The 17,918-nt window shown below is 54.9% G+C and carries 17 protein-coding genes; 2 read left to right on the top strand and 15 right to left on the bottom strand.

Translation table 11 applies throughout. The annotated features are described in order from the left end of the window. Positions 1–118 precede the first annotated feature (118 nt). The 14 genes from ptsG to yceD all read right to left on the bottom strand — a co-directional run bounded on the left by ptsG (position 119) and on the right by yceD (position 12,445). On the bottom strand, positions 119–1,552 hold the full coding sequence (ptsG, locus tag L362_RS18545) for a PTS glucose transporter subunit IIBC (RefSeq protein ID WP_008500788.1): 1,434 nt from the start codon (positions 1,550–1,552) through the stop codon (positions 119–121). Between the two features lie 297 nt (positions 1,553–1,849). Then, positions 1,850–2,644, bottom strand: a complete 795-nt coding sequence (locus tag L362_RS18550) for a metal-dependent hydrolase (RefSeq protein ID WP_008500789.1) — start codon at positions 2,642–2,644, stop codon at positions 1,850–1,852. A gap of 10 nt (positions 2,645–2,654) precedes the next feature. Beyond that, the gene (holB, locus tag L362_RS18555; RefSeq protein WP_008500790.1) at positions 2,655–3,659 is read right to left on the bottom strand and encodes a DNA polymerase III subunit delta'; all 1,005 of its coding nucleotides are present in this window, start codon (positions 3,657–3,659) and stop codon (positions 2,655–2,657) included. After that, the gene (tmk, locus tag L362_RS18560) at positions 3,656–4,297 is read right to left on the bottom strand and encodes a dTMP kinase (protein WP_008500791.1); all 642 of its coding nucleotides are present in this window, start codon (positions 4,295–4,297) and stop codon (positions 3,656–3,658) included. The genes holB and tmk overlap by 4 nt, the downstream gene beginning before the upstream one ends. Then, positions 4,287–5,309 carry a cell division protein YceG gene (gene yceG, locus L362_RS18565; RefSeq protein WP_023343760.1) on the bottom strand — a complete coding sequence of 341 codons (1,023 nt, stop codon included), beginning with the start codon at positions 5,307–5,309 and terminating at the stop codon, positions 4,287–4,289. The genes tmk and yceG overlap by 11 nt, the downstream gene beginning before the upstream one ends. Positions 5,310–5,311: 2 nt before the next feature. Beyond that, positions 5,312–6,121, bottom strand: a complete 810-nt coding sequence (gene pabC, locus L362_RS18570; protein WP_008500793.1) for an aminodeoxychorismate lyase — start codon at positions 6,119–6,121, stop codon at positions 5,312–5,314. 121 nt (positions 6,122–6,242) lie between these two features. Beyond that, positions 6,243–7,484: a beta-ketoacyl-ACP synthase II gene (gene fabF, locus L362_RS18575; RefSeq protein ID WP_008500794.1), complete on the bottom strand. Its 1,242-nt coding sequence runs from the start codon at positions 7,482–7,484 to the stop codon at positions 6,243–6,245. A gap of 91 nt (positions 7,485–7,575) precedes the next feature. Continuing rightward, positions 7,576–7,812, bottom strand: a complete 237-nt coding sequence (gene acpP, locus L362_RS18580) for an acyl carrier protein (protein ID WP_003857954.1) — start codon at positions 7,810–7,812, stop codon at positions 7,576–7,578. 154 nt (positions 7,813–7,966) lie between these two features. Beyond that, positions 7,967–8,701, bottom strand: a complete 735-nt coding sequence (gene fabG, locus L362_RS18585; protein WP_008500795.1) for a 3-oxoacyl-ACP reductase FabG — start codon at positions 8,699–8,701, stop codon at positions 7,967–7,969. A 12-nt stretch (positions 8,702–8,713) separates the two neighbouring features. After that, positions 8,714–9,643: an ACP S-malonyltransferase gene (gene fabD / locus L362_RS18590; RefSeq protein WP_008500796.1), complete on the bottom strand. Its 930-nt coding sequence runs from the start codon at positions 9,641–9,643 to the stop codon at positions 8,714–8,716. Between the two features lie 15 nt (positions 9,644–9,658). Further along, positions 9,659–10,612, bottom strand: a complete 954-nt coding sequence (locus L362_RS18595) for a beta-ketoacyl-ACP synthase III (protein WP_008500797.1) — start codon at positions 10,610–10,612, stop codon at positions 9,659–9,661. Between the two features lie 6 nt (positions 10,613–10,618). Further along, the gene (gene plsX / locus L362_RS18600; RefSeq protein ID WP_021240758.1) at positions 10,619–11,653 is read right to left on the bottom strand and encodes a phosphate acyltransferase PlsX; all 1,035 of its coding nucleotides are present in this window, start codon (positions 11,651–11,653) and stop codon (positions 10,619–10,621) included. A gap of 80 nt (positions 11,654–11,733) precedes the next feature. Next, positions 11,734–11,907: a 50S ribosomal protein L32 gene (rpmF, locus tag L362_RS18605; protein ID WP_003857964.1), complete on the bottom strand. Its 174-nt coding sequence runs from the start codon at positions 11,905–11,907 to the stop codon at positions 11,734–11,736. A 16-nt stretch (positions 11,908–11,923) separates the two neighbouring features. Further along, positions 11,924–12,445, bottom strand: coding sequence for a 23S rRNA accumulation protein YceD (yceD, locus tag L362_RS18610; RefSeq protein ID WP_021240759.1), 522 nt, complete (start codon positions 12,443–12,445; stop codon positions 11,924–11,926). Positions 12,446–12,585: 140 nt separating this feature from the next. Here yceD and L362_RS18615 point away from each other — a divergent pair, with 140 nt between their 5' ends. Next, the gene (locus L362_RS18615) at positions 12,586–13,170 is read left to right on the top strand and encodes a Maf family protein (RefSeq protein WP_023343759.1); all 585 of its coding nucleotides are present in this window, start codon (positions 12,586–12,588) and stop codon (positions 13,168–13,170) included. A gap of 76 nt (positions 13,171–13,246) precedes the next feature. Here the strand turns inward: L362_RS18615 and rluC are convergent, their stop codons facing one another. Beyond that, the gene (gene rluC, locus L362_RS18620; RefSeq protein WP_021240761.1) at positions 13,247–14,194 is read right to left on the bottom strand and encodes a 23S rRNA pseudouridine(955/2504/2580) synthase RluC; all 948 of its coding nucleotides are present in this window, start codon (positions 14,192–14,194) and stop codon (positions 13,247–13,249) included. Positions 14,195–14,766: 572 nt separating this feature from the next. Between rluC and rne the strand changes: the two genes are divergently transcribed. Beyond that, positions 14,767–17,886, top strand: a complete 3,120-nt coding sequence (rne, locus tag L362_RS18625; RefSeq protein ID WP_023343757.1) for a ribonuclease E — start codon at positions 14,767–14,769, stop codon at positions 17,884–17,886. Positions 17,887–17,918 lie beyond the last annotated feature (32 nt).

Genomic DNA, 17,918 nt, shown 5'->3' with positions numbered 1-17,918 from the left:
TTTCCTGAATGTTCATCAGCTGAACGAAGAGTGACCGTTAAAGCGTGCTGCTGCATTTTTTTAAGACAGAAATAAAAAAGGCAGCCATTCGGCTGCCTTAGTCTCCCCAGGTCACAGCTTAGTTGTTGCGGATGTATTCATCCATTTCGGTTTTCAGGTTATCGGATTTCGTACCGAAAATTGCCTGTACACCAGAACCTGCAACAACCACGCCCGCTGCGCCCAGTTTTTTCAGACCCGGCTGGTCTACTTTCGCGACGTCGGCAACGCTCACACGCAGACGAGTGATGCACGCGTCCAGGTTAGTGATGTTCTCTTTACCGCCGAACGCGGCAACCAGTGCCGGAGCCATTTCGCTGGTCGCGCCAGCTTTGCTGTCTTCTGTCGCATCTTCACGGCCTGGGGTTTTCAGGTCCAGTGCTTTAATCAGCACGCGGAAGATGGTGTAGTAAACAACGGCGTAGCACGCACCCACGATTGGGAACAGCCACAGTTTGCTGCTGTTACCGGACAGAACGATGAAGTCGATCAGACCGTGAGAGAAGGACGTACCGTCACGCATACCCAGCAGAATACAGATTGGGAACGCCAGGCCCGCCAGAATCGCGTGGATAACGTACAGGATCGGCGCAACGAACATGAAGGAGAACTCGATCGGCTCGGTGATACCGGTCAGGAACGAGGTCAGCGCTGCGGAGATCATGATACCGCCCACTTTTGCACGGTTCTCTGGCTTAGCAGAGTGCCAGATAGCAATCGCCGCTGCTGGCAGACCGTACATTTTGAACAGGAAGCCACCAGACAGTTTACCTGCAGTTGGGTCACCCGCCATGTAACGTGGGATATCGCCGTGGAATACCTGGCCTGCTGCGTTGGTGAATTCACCAATCTGCATCTGGAATGGAACGTTCCAGATGTGGTGCAGACCGAATGGCACCAGGCAACGCTCGATGAAGCCGTAGATACCAAACGCCACAACCGGGTTCTGGTAAGCAGCCCACTGAGAGAAGGTCTGGATAGCGGAGCCGATTGGTGGCCAGATGAAGGACAGGATCACGCCAGTGAAAATCGCTGCCAGACCAGAGATGATCGGAACGAAACGCTTGCCCGCGAAGAAGCCCAGGTACTCAGGCAGCTTGATGCGATAGAAGCGGTTGAACATGTACGCTGCAATCGCACCGGAAATGATACCGCCCAGAACACCGGTGTCCGCCAGGTGTTTCGCGGCGATCTCTTCTGCCGGTAAATGCAGAACCAGCGGCGCAACCACAGCCATGGTTTTCACCATGATGCCGTAAGCAACCACTGCAGCCAGCGCAGATACGCCGTCGTTATTGGTGAAGCCCAGAGCCACACCGATCGCGAAGATCAGTGGCATGTTAGCAAAGACAGAACCGCCTGCTTCGGCCATCACATGGGACACTACGGCTGGCAGCCAGCTGAAGTTAGCAGAACCGACACCCAGCAGGATACCTGCGATAGGCAGTACGGATACTGGCAGCATCAGCGATTTACCGACCTTTTGCAGGTTAGCAAATGCATTCTTAAACATAATTGAGAGTGCTCCTGAGTATTTGTGCTTTTTTTACGCTTTCACGCATTGGCCCGGGGGGAGTACCGTGCCGTGGACAGGACATCTAAGCGCCCTTTATTTATTACACAGAGTAAAATAATTCCCTCTGAGTTTGTTTGACGGCTATCACGTTTCAGCTTAAGGCGGTCGAAAAACTTTCAGTTATTTACAAAAAGCATGTCCGGATGTGTCTAAAAACACCCTCACCGCCCCAAATGAGGCGGTGAACTTTACTCGTTTTATTTATTAATTACGAGCCTAAAAAAAACAGGTGTATCAGACAGATTGCAGGCGGGCGGGGTCAATATGGAACAGCGTTGAGAAGTTTTCCGTGGTCACGCGGGCCAGCTCTTCGATGCTGACGCCCTTCAATACGGCCATGTACTCAGCCACGTCTCGCGTCATCGCCGGTTGGTTCTCTTTACCGCGATGCGGTACCGGGGCCAGATACGGAGAGTCTGTCTCCACCAGAATGCGATCGAGCGGAACATAACGCGCGGCATCCCGGAGCTGCTCAGCGTTACGGAACGTCACGATCCCGGAAAACGAAATATAAAACCCTAAATCAAGCAGTTTACCCGCCGTTTCTCTGTCTTCTGTGAAACAGTGTAGTACGCCACCGCAATCCGTCACGTTTTCTTCCCGAAGGATCGCCAGGGTATCGGCACGCGCATCGCGGGTATGCACAATGACCGGCTTGTTCAGTTCGCGGCCAATGCGGATATGATGGCGGAAGGACTCCTGCTGTCGCGGTTTCGTTTCCGGCGTGTAAAAATAGTCCAGGCCCGTCTCCCCCATCGCCACCACGCCCTCTTCTGCTGCCAGTCGGCGCAGTTCCTCAACGTCATACGCCTCGTCCTGATTCAGCGGATGCACGCCGCAGGAGAACACTACGTTGTCGCGAACGCCCACCAGCTCACGCATGGTGCGATAACCCGGCAGCGTCGTCGCCACCGCAAGGCAGAATTTCACATCGCGGGCAGCGGCTTTTTCCAGCACGTCATCCACGTTTTTATGCAGGGATTGATAATCCAGGCCATCAAGATGGCAGTGTGAGTCGACTAAAAACATAATGTCTCTCTCAGAGATGGGAAACTGGCGGTGTGACGCCGGGTTGCAGGTAATGTTCAATACGCAGTAACTGGTCGGTCAGTAAAAGCTCGCGATTAAGACCCGTCACGGTTAAAAGCTGTTCGCGGCTCTGGCAAACTTCATGAAGCATCGCATGAAGAATCGCGCCGGAGAGGCGGTTCGCCAGCGTACTCACCAGTGGCCACGCGTCAGGGTTAGTCAGCAGCGTTGCCCCTTGCTGAATTTTAAGGGCATCCAGCAGCAACGCGGCCAGCCAGTGCAGACGCTCAACGGCACTATCGCTGTTAAGTGTCGGGAGTAAACTTAGCCAGTCGTTGTTATTCAGCGCCGCTTCAACGGCCCGGCAGAGCGCTTCTCGCTGTGACCAGACGTCAGGTTGCAGCAAGGCCAGCGCCGCCGCGGGCGCGCCGCTACTCAGGCGCAAGGCGGACAGCGCACTTTCAGGTGACGTTGTCACCTCTCGCTCCAGCCAGCTCAGCGCCCATGATTCCTGAGGCACCGCAAGGTGATGAAGACGGCAGCGGCTGCGCAACGTCGCCAGCAATCGTCCCGGATCGCGGCACGAGAGGAAAAACCACGTTTTTTCCGGCGGCTCTTCAAGAGTCTTAAGCAGGGCGTTAGCCGCCGCCTCGGTCAGCAGGGTGGCGTCTTTGAGCAAGACGACCTTAGCGCCACCCAGACGCGCATGTTCGTACAATTTTTCACTGACCTCACGCACGGCATCAATACCCAGCGCGCTCTTGCCCTTCTCAGGCTCAAGGGTGTAGTAGTCAGGATGTGTGCCCGCCTGCATCAGCTGGCAGCCGCGGCACTTACCACAGCTTTTGTGCCCTTCCGGCTGCTGGCACATCAGAAAACGGGTGAGGGCATAAATTAGCGCCTCATCCCCCATCCCTGGCAATGCCTGAATCAGTAACGCATGATGCCCCCGCCCCGCCTGATAGCTGCCGATCAGCTGCTCAAAGTGCGGACGCAACCATGGATACCATTTCATGCCTGCTGCTCCTGTACCCACTGCGTAACGGTCTGCTGGATGTTGTGCGTGACGTCATCCAGCGACTGCGTCGCATCGATGGTACGAATAGCGCTATCCTGTGCCGCCAGCTCAAGATAGCGCGCACGGGTGCGGTTAAAGAAATCAAAGGACTCTTGTTCAATGCGGTCCAGCTCGCCGCGCGCGCGGGCGCGTTTGAGGCCCACTTCCGGCGTAACATCCAGATAGAGGGTCAGGTCGGGGCGAAAATCACCCAGTACGGCATCGCGCAGCGTTGCCAGCATCGTCTGGTCAATACCGCGTCCCCCGCCCTGGTAGGCCTGAGTCGACAAATCGTGGCGATCGCCGATCACCCATTTACCCTCGGCCAACGCGGGTTTGATCACCGTCTCAACCAGCTGTACGCGCGCCGCGTAGAACATCAACACTTCGGCTTTGTCAGTGATAACTTCGTCGCCAACGGATTTAATATCCAGCACCAGGCTGCGCAGTTTCTCCGCAAGTTGTGTACCGCCCGGCTCGCGGGTGAAGACCATGTCGGCGACGCCAAGCGATTTCAGCGTGTCCACCACTACGTTGCGGGCAGTGGTTTTACCCGCCCCTTCGAGTCCCTCAATGACAATGTATTTACTGCGCATTTTTTTCCTTAAGTGCCTTCAGATAGTCCTGAACAGAGCGATTGTGGCTGGCAAGGTTGGTGTTAAAGGTATGCCCCCCTTTTCCATCAGCCACAAAATAGAGATACGGTGTTTTCGCCGGGTGCGCGGCGGCTTTTAGAGAAGCCTCGCTCGGCGTGGCAATCGGGCCAGGCGGTAAACCGCTAATCACGTAGGTATTATACGCCGTTGGCGTTTCCAGATCTTTTCTGGAAATCTTGCCGATATAGCTCTCACCCATGCCGTAGATAACGGTAGGGTCGGTTTGCAGGCGCATACCAATGCGCAGACGGTTGATAAATACTGACGCCACCCGATCGCGTTCAGCAGCAACGGCGGTCTCTTTCTCGATAATCGAGGCCATGGTAACAAACTGATTTTGATCTTTATAAGGTAAACCATCCATTCGCCCTTCCCAGGCGGCGTCCACGGCGGCGACCATTTTTTTGTGTGCCCGCTTCAGGATCGCCACATCGGTCGTGCCTGCGGTGTACATCCAGGTATCCGGCCAGAACCAGCCCTCTACCCACTCGGGATGCTCAAACTTGAGCACGTCGGCCACCGTCTGGTAGCTGTCGTCCTTCAGGGTATGTTTGATATACGGCGCATCGCGCAGCTGTTTGAGGTAATCGCTCAGGCGCATACCTTCGACAAAACGCAGCGGGAACTGGGCTTCTTTACCGCTTTCCAGCAGTTGCAGCATCTCTCTGACTGTCATGCCGGGCGTAAAGCGGTAGGTACCAGCCTTGAAGTGAGATAGGTCAGGCTCAATACGCAATAACCACTGGAACACACGAGGACGGTTAATGATTTTATCCCCGTAAAGCTGCTCGCCCAGCGCCATCCGCCCGGTACCGGCTTTCAGGGTAAAAATCGTCTCGTCTTTAATCAAGATTTTACTGTTCGCCAGCTGGCGGACTTTCCATACTCCCGCTCCGCCAGCAATGCCCAGCGCAATAATAAGGAGAAGGACAAATCGCAACATTTTCTTCATGACTATCTGGTTTGCTCACATATCGGGGCTAAAAACTGGAACAGCTCGCGCGAAGACCAGCGCTGTTGGTCATACGCACGGACGGCGATAACAGGCATCAACGCATTGCAGATAACGACTTCATCGGCGGTATGTAGCGCGTCTTCTCCTGCGCAAACTTCGACAATGCGAAAGTCTGAACGTGCGAGCTGCTGTAAACAAAACTGGCGCATGATGCCGTTAACGCCAGCCTGCGCCAGCGAAGGGGTGAAGACCTCACGGCCCTTCCGCCAGAGTAAATTAGCCGCACAGCATTCCGTAATGAACCCTTCGCTGTCAAGGACTAGCGCCTCATCGGCGTCCGTCTGTTCAAGATGAGTACGAATAAGCACCTGTTCAAGGCGGTTAAGATGTTTTAGTCCGGCAAGCATCGGGTTTCGCCCCAGCCGCACCGGGCTCAGCGTCAACGTCACGCCCTCTTCACGCCAGCGCGCATAGTGAGCAGGATAAGCTGAAACAGAGAGAATACGTGTTGGATGCTGACAGGCGGCACCGCTGTACCCCCGCCCACCGCTGCCTCGGCTAATGATAACTTTTAAGACACCGCTGGTTTTACCTGACGCCAGCTGACGCATCTCATGTTCAAGAATTTCCCACTGCGTAAAAGGGATCAGTAACGTCTGGCAGGCGTCTTGTAAACGGCGGAGGTGTGCATCAAGCAAGCACACGTCGCCTTCCAGAATACGCGCAGTCGTAAAGCAGCCATCGCCAAACTGCGTCGCCCTGTCGCTTGCCGGCAGCGTGTCTTGCTCAAGGCCATTAATTAAAAACATGGTGGCTCCTTATGCGTGGGCGTTTAGTCTGGCAGGATGCCATGCAACCGACAAGAAGATTAGGCTTAATAAAAAAGGCCCGGCAAGCGGACCTTTTTTTATAGCTTTCGGGCCGTCAGGCTCAGACCTTTTTGAAGATCAGAGAACCATTCGTGCCGCCAAAGCCGAAGGAGTTACACAGGGTGTACTCCATACCGCTAACCTGGCGCGCTTCATGAGGAACGAAGTCCAGATCGCAACCTTCATCCGGGTTATCCAGGTTGATGGTTGGCGGAACAGCCTGATCGCGCAGCGCAAGGATAGAGTAGATGGACTCTACTGCACCCGCAGCACCCAGCAGGTGACCGGTCATAGATTTCGTGGAGCTAACCAGTACGCGGCTGGCAGACTCGCCGAAGATAGACTTCACAGCCTGCGCTTCAGCTTTGTCGCCTGCTGGCGTAGAGGTACCGTGAGCGTTAACGTAGCCAATCTGCGCTGGGGTAATACCCGCATCACGGATCGCGTTTTCCATCGCCAGCGCAGCACCCGCACCGTTCTCCGGAGGAGAGGTCATGTGATAAGCATCGCTGCTCATGCCAAAGCCAACGACTTCAGCATAAATTTTCGCACCGCGTTTTTTCGCATGTTCGTACTCTTCCAGCACGAGCATACCTGCCCCGTCACCCAACACGAAACCATCGCGGTCTTTATCCCACGGACGGCTCGCCGCCTGAGGATTATCGTTACGGGTAGAAAGCGCACGCGCTGCACCAAAGCCACCGACACCCAATGGGGTACTGGCTTTTTCAGCACCGCCCGCAACCATAGCATCTGCATCGCCGTACGCAATGATACGCGCGGCCTGGCCGATGTTATGCACGCCAGACGTACACGCGGTAGCGATAGAAATGCTTGGCCCACGCAGGCCGAACATAATGGTCAGGTGACCTGCCACCATGTTAACAATCGTGGACGGAACGAAGAACGGGCTGATCTTACGCGGTCCGCCATTCATCAGCGATGTATGGTTTTCCTCGATCAGGCCAAGACCGCCAATCCCGGAGCCGATAGCAGCGCCGATACGGGTTGCGTTCTCTTCCGTAATCTCAAGGCCAGAATCCTGCATGGCCTGAACGCCAGCGACAATTCCATATTGAATGAAGGCATCCATCTTGCGCTGTTCTTTGCGCGAGATGATCTCTTCACAGTTAAAATCCTTTACTAAGCCAGCAAATTTCGTTGCATAGGCGCTAGTATCGAAATGGTCGATTAGGCTGATGCCGCTCTGACCGGCAAGGAGAGCTTTCCAGGTGGACTCTACGGTATTGCCGACAGGAGACAACATGCCAAGTCCGGTCACAACTACACGACGCTTAGACACGTTTGTCCTCCAGGGAGGGATAAAAAAAGAGATTCGTGGGACTAAAAAAGATAAAACTCAGGCGGTCGAATGACCGCCTGGAGATGTTCACTTACGCCTGGTGGCCGTTGATGTAATCAATGGCAGCCTGAACGGTGGTGATTTTCTCAGCTTCTTCGTCCGGAATCTCAGTATCAAACTCTTCTTCCAGAGCCATTACCAGCTCAACGGTGTCAAGAGAATCTGCGCCCAGGTCTTCAACGAAGGAAGCGGAGTTCACAACTTCTTCCTGCTTAACGCCCAGCTGTTCGCCGATAATTTTCTTAACGCGTTCTTCGATAGTGCTCATACTCTTAAATTTCCTATCAAAACTCGCTTTCGCGATGGTTTTCGTAGTGTATAAAATGTTGAAAAATTTGCAACTAAATCCCGGCAGGTCTTACCACGATTTTACGTTATTTTGAGGCCATTTGCCCTAATAACGCAAATATTTTCGATCGTGATTAAACCATGTACATCCCGCCGTTGACGTGGAGGGTCTCACCAGTGATGTAACCCGCTTCGTCAGAGGCTAAAAATGCAACCGCACTGGCGATTTCTTTAGGGTCGCCAAGACGACCCGCCGGAACTGCCGCCAGTGTACCCGCACGCTGCTCATCGGTCAGCGCACGCGTCATGTCCGTTTCAATAAAGCCCGGAGCAACAACGTTTACAGTAATCCCGCGGGACGCGACTTCACGCGCCAGCGATTTACTGAAACCGATCAGACCTGCTTTCGCCGCAGCGTAGTTAGCCTGACCAGCATTTCCCATGGTACCAACCACAGAACCAACAGTGATAATACGACCATGACGCTTTTTCATCATAGCGCGCATTACCGCTTTTGACAGACGGAATACAGATGACAGGTTGGTTTCGATAATATCGTTCCACTCGTCATCTTTCATTCGCATCAGAAGGTTGTCGCGAGTGATCCCGGCATTATTGACCAGAATATCCACTTCACCAAACTCTGCGCGAATATTTTCCAGAACAGATTCGATAGATGCTGGTTCGGTCACATTCAGTACCAGACCTTTACCGTTCGCACCCAGATACTCGCTGATGGCCTGCGCGCCATTCTCGCTGGTTGCTGTACCAATCACCTTCGCGCCGCGCGCAACCAGTGTTTCAGCAATTGCACGCCCGATACCGCGGCTTGCGCCAGTCACCAGGGCGATTTTTCCTTCAAAACTCATGGTATTCCTCTTTTATTGCGAGAGTGCCGCTGACATCGCTTCCGGCTCGTTAATCGCCGAGGCTGTCAGGGTGTCAACAATACGTTTCGTCAGACCGGTGAGGACTTTCCCTGGGCCGACTTCATACAGATGCTCAACGCCCTGAGCGGCCATAAACTCAACGGTTTTGGTCCACTGTACCGGGCTGTAGAGCTGGCGAACCAGTGCGTCGCGGATAGCTTCCGGCGCGGTTTCGCATTTCACATCGACGTTGTTCACAACGGCAATCGTCGGTGCGTTAAACGTAATTTTTTCCAGCTCAACCGCCAGTTTCTCGGCGGCTGGCTTCATTAACGCACAGTGGGACGGCACGCTGACCGGCAGCGGCAGCGCGCGTTTCGCGCCAGCAGCTTTACAGGCAGCACCGGCACGCTCAACCGCTTCTTTATGACCAGCGATAACCACCTGGCCCGGCGAGTTGAAGTTAACCGGTGAAACCACCTGCCCTTCAGCAGATTCTTCACACGCTTTTGCAATCGCAGCATCATCCAGACCGATGATAGCAGACATGCCTCCTGTGCCTTCTGGCACCGCTTCCTGCATGAATTTACCGCGCAGTTCCACCAGACGTACGGCGTCAGCAAACGCGATCACACCGGCACAGACCAGCGCTGAGTATTCACCCAGACTATGGCCCGCGAGCAGCGCTGGCGCTTTACCGCCCTGCTGCTGCCAGACACGCCACAGCGCAACGGACGCTGTCAGCAGCGCTGGCTGTGTCTGCCAGGTTTTGTTCAGTTCTTCGGCCGGACCCTGCTGGGTCAGCGCCCATAAATCATAACCCAGTGCATCAGAAGCTTCACGGAAAGTCTCTTCAATGACCGGATAGTGTGCTGCCATTTCAGACAACATCCCAACGGTTTGAGAGCCCTGACCCGGGAACACAAAAGCAAATTGCGTCATTTTTTAACCCTTATTCTAGAAACGAACCAGCGCGGAACCCCAGGTGAACCCGCCACCGAAGGCTTCAAGCAAGACCAGCTGGCCCCGTTTGATTCGCCCGTCGCGTACCGCTTCATCAAATGCGCACGGTACTGACGCCGCAGAGGTGTTGCCGTGGCGATCCAGCGTCACCACAACGTTATCCATCGACATGCCCAGCTTTTTCGCGGTCGCGCTGATGATACGCAGGTTCGCCTGATGCGGCACCAGCCAGTCGAGCGCGGAGCGCTCAAGGTTATTCGCTTCCAGCGTTTCATCAACAATGTGCGCAAGCTCAGTCACCGCCACCTTGAACACCTCGTTCCCTGCCATGGTCAGGTAAATCGAGTTGTCCGGATTAACGCGATCGGCGTTAGGCAGGGTCAAAAGCTCACCGTAGCTGCCATCAGCATGCAGATGCGTAGAGATGATACCCGGCTCTTCGGACTGCCCCAGCAGCACCGCGCCCGCACCATCACCAAAAATAATGATCGTTCCGCGATCGGTTGGATCGCAGGTACGCGCCAGCACGTCAGCACCGATCACCAGCGCATATTTGACGGCTCCGGACTTCACGTACTGATCGGCAACGCTCAGCGCATAGGTAAAACCTGCGCACGCAGCGGCAACGTCAAACGCCGGGCAACCTTTAATGCCGAGCATATTCTGCACCTGGCATGCCGCGCTTGGGAAAGCATGTGTAGCAGACGTCGTGGCCACCACGATCAAACCGATCTGTTCTTTATCAATGCCCGCCATCTCGATAGCACGCTGTGCGGCTTCGTAACCCATGGTGGACACGGTTTCGTCTGGCGCGGCGATACGACGTTCACGGATACCTGTGCGCGTGACAATCCACTCGTCAGACGTATCTACCATTTTTTCCAGATCGGCGTTGGTACGCACTTGTTTTGGCAGGTAGCTGCCGGTACCTAAAATCTTCGTATACATGTACGCTCAGTCACTTTTAGCTAATACAGATTCCAGGCGAGCGGCAATCCGCTGAGGGACTTGTCGCTGCACCGCCTGCACTGCCTGTTCAATGGCGACAGAAAATGCTCGCTGATTGGCGGCGCCATGACTCTTAATCACGATGCCGCGCAATCCTAACAGACAGGCGCCATTATACTGGTCGGGGTTGAGGTGACTGAATCGCCGCGTCAGGCTCTTTTGTAACCAACGCTTCAATAAAATCAGCCACCAGGCGCTTTTTTTGCCCTCTCCCTGTGATTTCAGCAGAGAAAGAAACATCCGCACGACCCCTTCCATGGTCTTCAACGTTACGTTTCCGGTGAAGCCATCGCAGACCAGAACATCCGTTTTACCCGTCAACAACTCATTGGCTTCGAGATAACCAATATAGTTGATGGAGGGAACCTGTTTGAGCAATTCAGCTGCTTCGCGAATGCTGTCCAGGCCTTTGGTCTCTTCTTCACCAATGTTCAGTAACGCAACACGGGGAGTGTTGATCCCGACCACTTCTTCTGCCAGCACCGATCCCATTACGGCAAACTGAGCCAGCATTGTACTATCACAATCGACATTCGCGCCCAAATCGAGCACCACCGTCTTGCCCTTCTGCTGATGCGGCAACACCGTCACCAGCGCCGGGCGCTCAATACCGTCAATCGGTTTGAGCAACAATTTCGCCAGTCCCATCAGCGCGCCGGTATTACCCGCGCTGACGCAAGCCTGGGCTCGTCCTTCTTTCACCAGCTCCAGCGCTATCCGCATCGAGCTGCCGCGGCTGTTGCGAATCGCCTGCGAGGGTCGGGCATCACTGGCAATAACTGACTGCGCAGGAATAATCTGCAGACGTGAACGTTGTTCAAAGTCAGCTTTTGCAAGTAATGGCGTGATTGCGTCGGGATTGCCGACTAAAAGAAGAGTGAGTTGCGAATTAGAATTCAGTGCCTGCAATGCTGCAGGCACTGTCACGGAAGGGCCAAAATCTCCCCCCATGACATCTAACGCCAGGGTTAGACGTGTCAAGGTATCGTCGCAGCCTGGTTCGGTAAGTTCCCCGTTTGCACGGGGAGCTCCTCACTAAGCCTAATCACGCTGACGCGTGATTACTTAGTGATAACCTTGCGGCCGCGGTAGAAACCGTCAGCGGTGATGTGGTGACGCAGGTGTTTCTCACCAGAAGTCTTGTCTACAGACAGGCTGGTAACTGCAGTCAGCGCGTCATGGGAACGACGCATGCCACGTTTGGAACGGGTTGGTTTATTCTGTTGTACGGCCATGGACCTTACTCCTCAATTACTTACGCTTTAAGCTGGCTAATACGGCAAATGGGTTTGGTTTTTGCGCTTCATCAGGCAGTTCCCCAAAGACCATGTCCGCCTCGGACACTTCACAGTGTTCAGAATCATGCACCGGAACGACTGGCAAGGAGAGGATGATTTCATCTTCAACCAGAGCCAGAAGATCGATTTCACCGAATTCGTTAACCTCAATCGGCTCATACGCTTCCGGGAGTGCTTCAGCCTGTTCGTCAGAACGAACCGGACTGAAACAATACGTTGTGTGAACATGCTGTACAAACGGTTTCCCGCAACGCTGACACTCGAGCGTTACCGTCACCTTTGCATCACCGGTTAACACGGCGAGGCGCTGGTTGTCGATAGCGAACGACATGGAGCATTCTACATCACTGTCCACACTGACTACGGATTCGGCAATACGCTCAGCCTGATCGGAAGTATAGATACCTTCGTAATCGAGGCGTTTTTGAGCCGTACGAACCGGATCAAGAGTCAGGGGTAATTTTACCTTTTGCATAGGGCGCGCATATTAACTTTGTAACGTCATAGAGTCAAAGAAAAAGGCAACCAGAGCTGCCTTTTGCCAATTATTCGCACACATTGCGGCCTGTAGTTTAAAATGGCTGGCATCGATACGCTATATCTGGTGATAAAAATATGCCAAATCTCGTCCTTGCTTCCACGTCTTCCTACCGCCGAATGCTGCTGGAAAAGCTTGGGATCCCGTTTGAATGCGCTGCTCCAGACGTGGATGAGACGCCACAGCCGGGCGAGTCACCGCGCCATCTGGTGACGCGTCTTGCTAAGGAGAAGGCGCAGTCGCTGGCCGCACGCTATCCTTCGCATTTGATTATAGGCTCGGATCAGGTTTGCGTACTGGACGGCCAAATCACCGGCAAGCCGCATACAGAGGAAAATGCCTGCCAGCAGCTTCTGCGCGCGCGCGGTACTATCGTGACCTTCTATACGGGCCTCGCCCTCTATAACGCCGCGTCAGGCCATCTGCAAACCGAGTGCGAGCCTTTCGACGTACACTTCCGCCATCTCAGCGAGCAAGAGATTATGGATTATGTGCGTCGTGAGCGACCGCTGAACTGCGCGGGGAGCTTTAAAAGTGAGGGGCTGGGGATTGCGCTGTTCGACAAGCTGGACGGTCGGGATCCGAACACCCTGGTGGGGTTACCGCTGATTGCCTTGTGTCAGATGTTACGGCGAGAAGAGTGTAATCCGCTGACGATATGACCTTCGCCGGGTGGCGCTGCGCTTACCCGGCCTACAAAACCGTAGGCCCGTGCAAGCGCAGCGCCGCCGGGCAAAATCAGCCTCGCAGAACCTTCAGGCAGCGTTTCAACTGCTCATCCAGCGGCGCTTCAATACGGATGACTTCACCGGTATTTGGGTGGGTAAATTTCAGCGCTGCCGCATGCAGGAACAGACGCGATAGCCCCGTTCCCGCCAGCTGCTTATCAAACTCGCGGTCGCCATAGCGGTCATCAAACGCGATGGGGTGCCCTGCAAACTGCGTATGTACGCGGATCTGGTGGGTACGACCGGTCACCGGACTGCAGCGCACCAGCGTGGCAAACTCATAGCGCTCTTCAACCTTAAAGCGCGTCTCAGACGGTTTCCCTTCCTGGCTGACGCGGACAATACGCTCGCCGCTTTGCAGAATGTTCTTCAGCAGCGGCGCCTGCACCACTTTTACATGGGACTGCCACTGGCCGCGCACCAGCGCCAGGTAGTCTTTCTGCATCCCTTTTTCACGCAGCTGTTCATGCAGGGAACGCAGCGCAGAACGTTTTTTCGCTACCAGCAGCACGCCAGAGGTGTCACGGTCAAGACGGTGCACCAGTTCAAGGAAACGCGCTTCCGGGCGCAGGGCGCGGAGCCCTTCAATCACACCGAAGCTCAGGCCGCTACCGCCATGGACTGCCGTTCCTGACGGTTTATTCAGCACCAGAATGTGGTCATCTTCGTAAAGGATGACATCGCTCAGGGCCGCCACTTTCTGTAGCTTCGGTGAAACGGTCTCTTCTTCACGCTCTGCCACGCGCACCGGCGGAATACGCACTTCATCGCCCGCCTCGAGTTTGTACTCGGGCTTCACGCGTTTTTTGTTCACCCGCACTTCGCCCTTACGCAGGATGCGGTAAATCATGCTCTTTGGCACCCCTTTCAACTGGGTGCGCAAGAAGTTATCGATACGTTGCCCCGCTTCATCTTCGGCGATGGCAACCATTTTTACGGCTGGAGTCTCTGTTTTCATGGTTGGCGATTCTAAATATCGTCAGCCATTAGCGCCACTCATTTTTCTATGCTTATATTTTCTTTTATCCGGCCTGCGCCCCGTTTCACGCAATCGATTTGGTGGTTATTAAACCAATCACCACCTTGAGGTGAAGAAACTGTGAGTAACCGGGTGATAATTGGTAAAAGTCATCTTGCTATAACCCGGCGAGCAGTGGAATAATGAGGTCGTTTTCCGCGTTAAATCCGGGTTTTGTAAGGATGTCGACGGAATGACCAATTTTGTCTGACCGATCATCCACGCAGCAATGGCGTAAGACGTATTGATCTTTCAGGCAGTTAGCGGGCTGCGGGTTGCAGTACTTCCCGGTATAAGGATTGTTCTCTGGAGAGTTCTACCCAGGCAATTCCCCTGATAATTGCGCTGTGTTTCCGTATGAAACACAGGCAACCGACACTCTGCGCCTCTTAAGCGAGCGACAACCGTGAGGTTGGCGACGTGAACAGACACGAGGCCATCGGTTCATACCCCGGAAAGCGTCACCTTGCCCGCAGCTTTGTCGTCAATGTAAGAATAACGAGTAAGTTACGATGAAAAGAATGTTAATCAACGCAACTCAGCAAGAAGAGTTGCGTGTCGCCCTTGTGGATGGGCAGCGCCTGTACGATCTGGATATCGAAAGTCCTGGACACGAACAGAAAAAAGCGAACATTTACAAAGGCAAAATCACCCGCATTGAACCAAGCCTTGAAGCTGCATTTGTCGATTACGGTGCTGAGCGTCATGGTTTCCTCCCTCTGAAAGAAATCGCCCGCGAATATTTCCCTGCAAACTACAACGCCCATGGCCGCCCAAACATCAAAGATGTTCTGCGTGAAGGTCAGGAAGTTATCGTTCAGATTGATAAAGAAGAGCGTGGCAACAAAGGTGCCGCACTGACAACCTTTATCAGCCTGGCGGGGAGCTATCTGGTGCTGATGCCTAACAACCCGCGAGCGGGTGGCATCTCGCGCCGTATCGAAGGTGATGACCGTACCGAGCTGAAAGAAGCGCTGGCAAGCCTTGAACTGCCTGACGGCATGGGGCTTATCGTGCGTACCGCAGGCGTCGGCAAATCCGCCGAAGCGCTGCAGTGGGACCTGAGCTTCCGTCTGAAGCACTGGGAAGCCATCCAGAAAGCAGCGGAAAGCCGCCCTGCTCCGTTCCTGATCCACCAGGAAAGCAACGTGATCGTGCGTGCCTTCCGTGACTACCTGCGTCAGGACATCGGTGAGATTCTGATCGATAACCCGAAAGTGCTTGAGCTGGCGCGCCAGCACATCGCCGCGCTGGGCCGTCCGGATTTCACCAGCAAAATTAAGCTCTACACCGGTGAAATCCCGCTGTTCAGCCACTATCAGATCGAATCCCAGATTGAGTCCGCCTTCCAGCGTGAAGTGCGTCTGCCATCCGGCGGTTCTATCGTTATCGATACCACTGAAGCGCTGACCGCTATCGACATCAACTCCGCTCGCGCAACGCGCGGTGGCGATATCGAAGAAACCGCCTTCAACACCAACCTTGAAGCCGCTGATGAAATCGCCCGCCAGCTCCGCCTGCGCGACCTGGGTGGTCTGATTGTTATCGACTTCATCGACATGACCCCTGTACGTCACCAGCGTGCGGTAGAAAACCGTCTGCGCGAAGCGGTGCGTCAGGATCGTGCGCGTATTCAGATTAGCCATATCTCACGCTTTGGCCTGCTGGAGATGTCCCGTCAGCGTCTGAGCCCATCGCTGGGTGAGTCCAGCCATCACGTCTGCCCACGCTGCTCCGGCACCGGTACCGTGCGTGATAACGAATCGCTGTCCCTCTCTATCCTGCGTCTGATTGAAGAAGAAGCGCTGAAAGAGAATACCAAAGAGGTTCACGCGATTGTGCCTGTGCCAATTGCGTCCTACCTGTTGAACGAAAAACGTGCTGCGGTCAGTGCCATTGAAGCACGTCAGGGTGGTGTTCGCTGCATCATCGTGCCAAACGATCAGATGGAAACCCCGCACTACCACGTGCTGCGTGTCCGTAAAGGCGAAGAGACGTCAACGCTCAGCTACCTGCTGCCGAAGCTGCACGAAGAAGAGATGGCCCTGCCATCTGATGACGAGCCAGCAGAGCGTAAGCTGCCAGAGCAGCCTGCGTTAGCGACCTTCATCATGCCAGAAGCCCCACCGGAAGCCGCCTTGGAAAAACCAGCGGCCAAACCTGCGGCGCAGAAACCAGAAGCGACGGCCGCGAAAGCCCAGCCTGCGCAGCCGGGTCTGCTGAGCCGCTTCTTCGGCGCGCTGAAGAAGATGTTTGCCGGTGAGGAAGTTCAGCCAGAGCAGCCGAAAGAAGAGCCAAAAGCGTCCAAGCCTGAACGTCAGCAGGACCGCCGTAAGCGTCAGAACAACCGCCGCGACCGTAATGACCGTAGCGATCGTAATGAGCGCAACGAGCGTCGTGACAACCGTGACAACCGCTCTGACAATAACGAAGGCCGTGAGCAACGCGAAGACAACCGTCGCAACCGTCGCGAGAAACAGCAGCAGAATGTTGAAGATCGTGAAATTCGCCAGCAGGCGGGCGATGAGTCTGAGAAGAGCAAACAGCGTGACGACCAGCAGCCGCGCCGTGAACGCAACCGTCGTCGTAACGACGAGAAGCGTCAGGCACAGCAGGAAGTCAAAAACCTGAACCGCGAAGAGCCTGTAGAGCAGCAGGACGGCGAGCAGGAAGAACGTACTCAGGTCATGCCGCGCCGTAAGCAGCGCCAGCTTGCTAAGAAAGTCCGCTTCGCCTCTGAAGCAACCGAAGAGACAGCAAACGTTGCGGTTGAAACTCGCGAGAGCGCAACCGGTACGCAGCTGGCAAAAGTTGACCTGCCAGCGGTCGTTGATAACAACATTGAGCAGGATGAAAACGGTGAAAACCGTGATAACGCCGGTATGCCGCGCCGTTCACGTCGTTCCCCACGTCATCTGCGCGTCAGCGGTCAGCGCCGTCGTCGCTATCGTGACGAGCGGTACCCGACTCAGTCTCCAATGCCGCTGACCGTTGCCTGTGCTTCACCAGAAATGGCTTCCGGCAAAGTCTGGATCCGCTACCCTGTTGCTCGCCCGGAGCAGGTTGTTGAAGAACAGCCGGTAACGGAAGAGGTCATTGCACCTGTAGCAGCGGTAGAAGAGGTCGTGACTGAAACGGCAACCGTAGTTGAACCTCAGGTTGTTGAAACTGAAGCACCTCAGGCCGCGGACGTCGAAACCACGCATCCGGAAGTGATTGCCGCGCCGGTTGATGCCGCACCGCAGCTTATTGCTGAAGAAGATGTCGTGGTGGCTGAGGAAATCGCTGAAGAGGCTGAACCTGTAGCCGCGGTAGAAGAAGCCGCTGAAACCCTCGTCGAAACCACCGCTGAAGAGGTCGTTCAGGATGTTGAGATTCAGGTTGAACCGGTTGTTGAAGAGCCGAAAGCGCCAGAAGTGAAGCCTGAGCCGGTTGTTTCTGCGCCAGCCGCTGCCCACGTAGCGACAGCACCAATGACCCGCGCCCCGGCGCCGGATTACGTGCCTGAAGCGCCGCGTCACAGCGACTGGGTTCGCCCGGCCTTCAGCTTCGAAGGTAAAGGCGCAGCCGGTGGTCACAGTGCAACGCATCAGGCGACTGCACCGGCAACGCGTCCACAGTCTGTCGAATAACGACAAACGACACTGAAGTAAAAAGCCGACCC

The organism is Enterobacter sp. MGH 16, from assembly GCF_000493175.1.
GTDB lineage: Bacteria > Pseudomonadota > Gammaproteobacteria > Enterobacterales > Enterobacteriaceae > Enterobacter > Enterobacter roggenkampii.
This window is presented reverse-complemented; position numbering and strand designations above follow the sequence as displayed.

Bases quoted from the DNA above. Each gene is read 5' to 3' on its own strand.
- fabD (WP_008500796.1), bottom strand. From the start codon at position 9,643: ATGACGCAATTTGCTTTTGTGTTCCCGGGTCAGGGCTCTCAAACCGTT.
- rluC (WP_021240761.1), bottom strand. From the start codon at position 14,194: ATGAAAACAGAGACTCCAGCCGTAAAAATGGTTGCCATCGCCGAAGAT.
- holB (WP_008500790.1), bottom strand. From the start codon at position 3,659: ATGAAATGGTATCCATGGTTGCGTCCGCACTTTGAGCAGCTGATCGGC.
- L362_RS18595 (WP_008500797.1), bottom strand. From the start codon at position 10,612: ATGTATACGAAGATTTTAGGTACCGGCAGCTACCTGCCAAAACAAGTG.
- yceD (WP_021240759.1), bottom strand. From the start codon at position 12,445: ATGCAAAAGGTAAAATTACCCCTGACTCTTGATCCGGTTCGTACGGCT.
- rpmF (WP_003857964.1), bottom strand. From the start codon at position 11,907: ATGGCCGTACAACAGAATAAACCAACCCGTTCCAAACGTGGCATGCGT.
- ptsG (WP_008500788.1), bottom strand. From the start codon at position 1,552: ATGTTTAAGAATGCATTTGCTAACCTGCAAAAGGTCGGTAAATCGCTG.
- L362_RS18550 (WP_008500789.1), bottom strand. From the start codon at position 2,644: ATGTTTTTAGTCGACTCACACTGCCATCTTGATGGCCTGGATTATCAA.
- tmk (WP_008500791.1), bottom strand. From the start codon at position 4,297: ATGCGCAGTAAATACATTGTCATTGAGGGACTCGAAGGGGCGGGTAAA.
- acpP (WP_003857954.1), bottom strand. From the start codon at position 7,812: ATGAGCACTATCGAAGAACGCGTTAAGAAAATTATCGGCGAACAGCTG.
- fabG (WP_008500795.1), bottom strand. From the start codon at position 8,701: ATGAGTTTTGAAGGAAAAATCGCCCTGGTGACTGGCGCAAGCCGCGGT.
- rne (WP_023343757.1), top strand. From the start codon at position 14,767: ATGAAAAGAATGTTAATCAACGCAACTCAGCAAGAAGAGTTGCGTGTC.
- L362_RS18615 (WP_023343759.1), top strand. From the start codon at position 12,586: ATGCCAAATCTCGTCCTTGCTTCCACGTCTTCCTACCGCCGAATGCTG.
- pabC (WP_008500793.1), bottom strand. From the start codon at position 6,121: ATGTTTTTAATTAATGGCCTTGAGCAAGACACGCTGCCGGCAAGCGAC.
- yceG (WP_023343760.1), bottom strand. From the start codon at position 5,309: ATGAAGAAAATGTTGCGATTTGTCCTTCTCCTTATTATTGCGCTGGGC.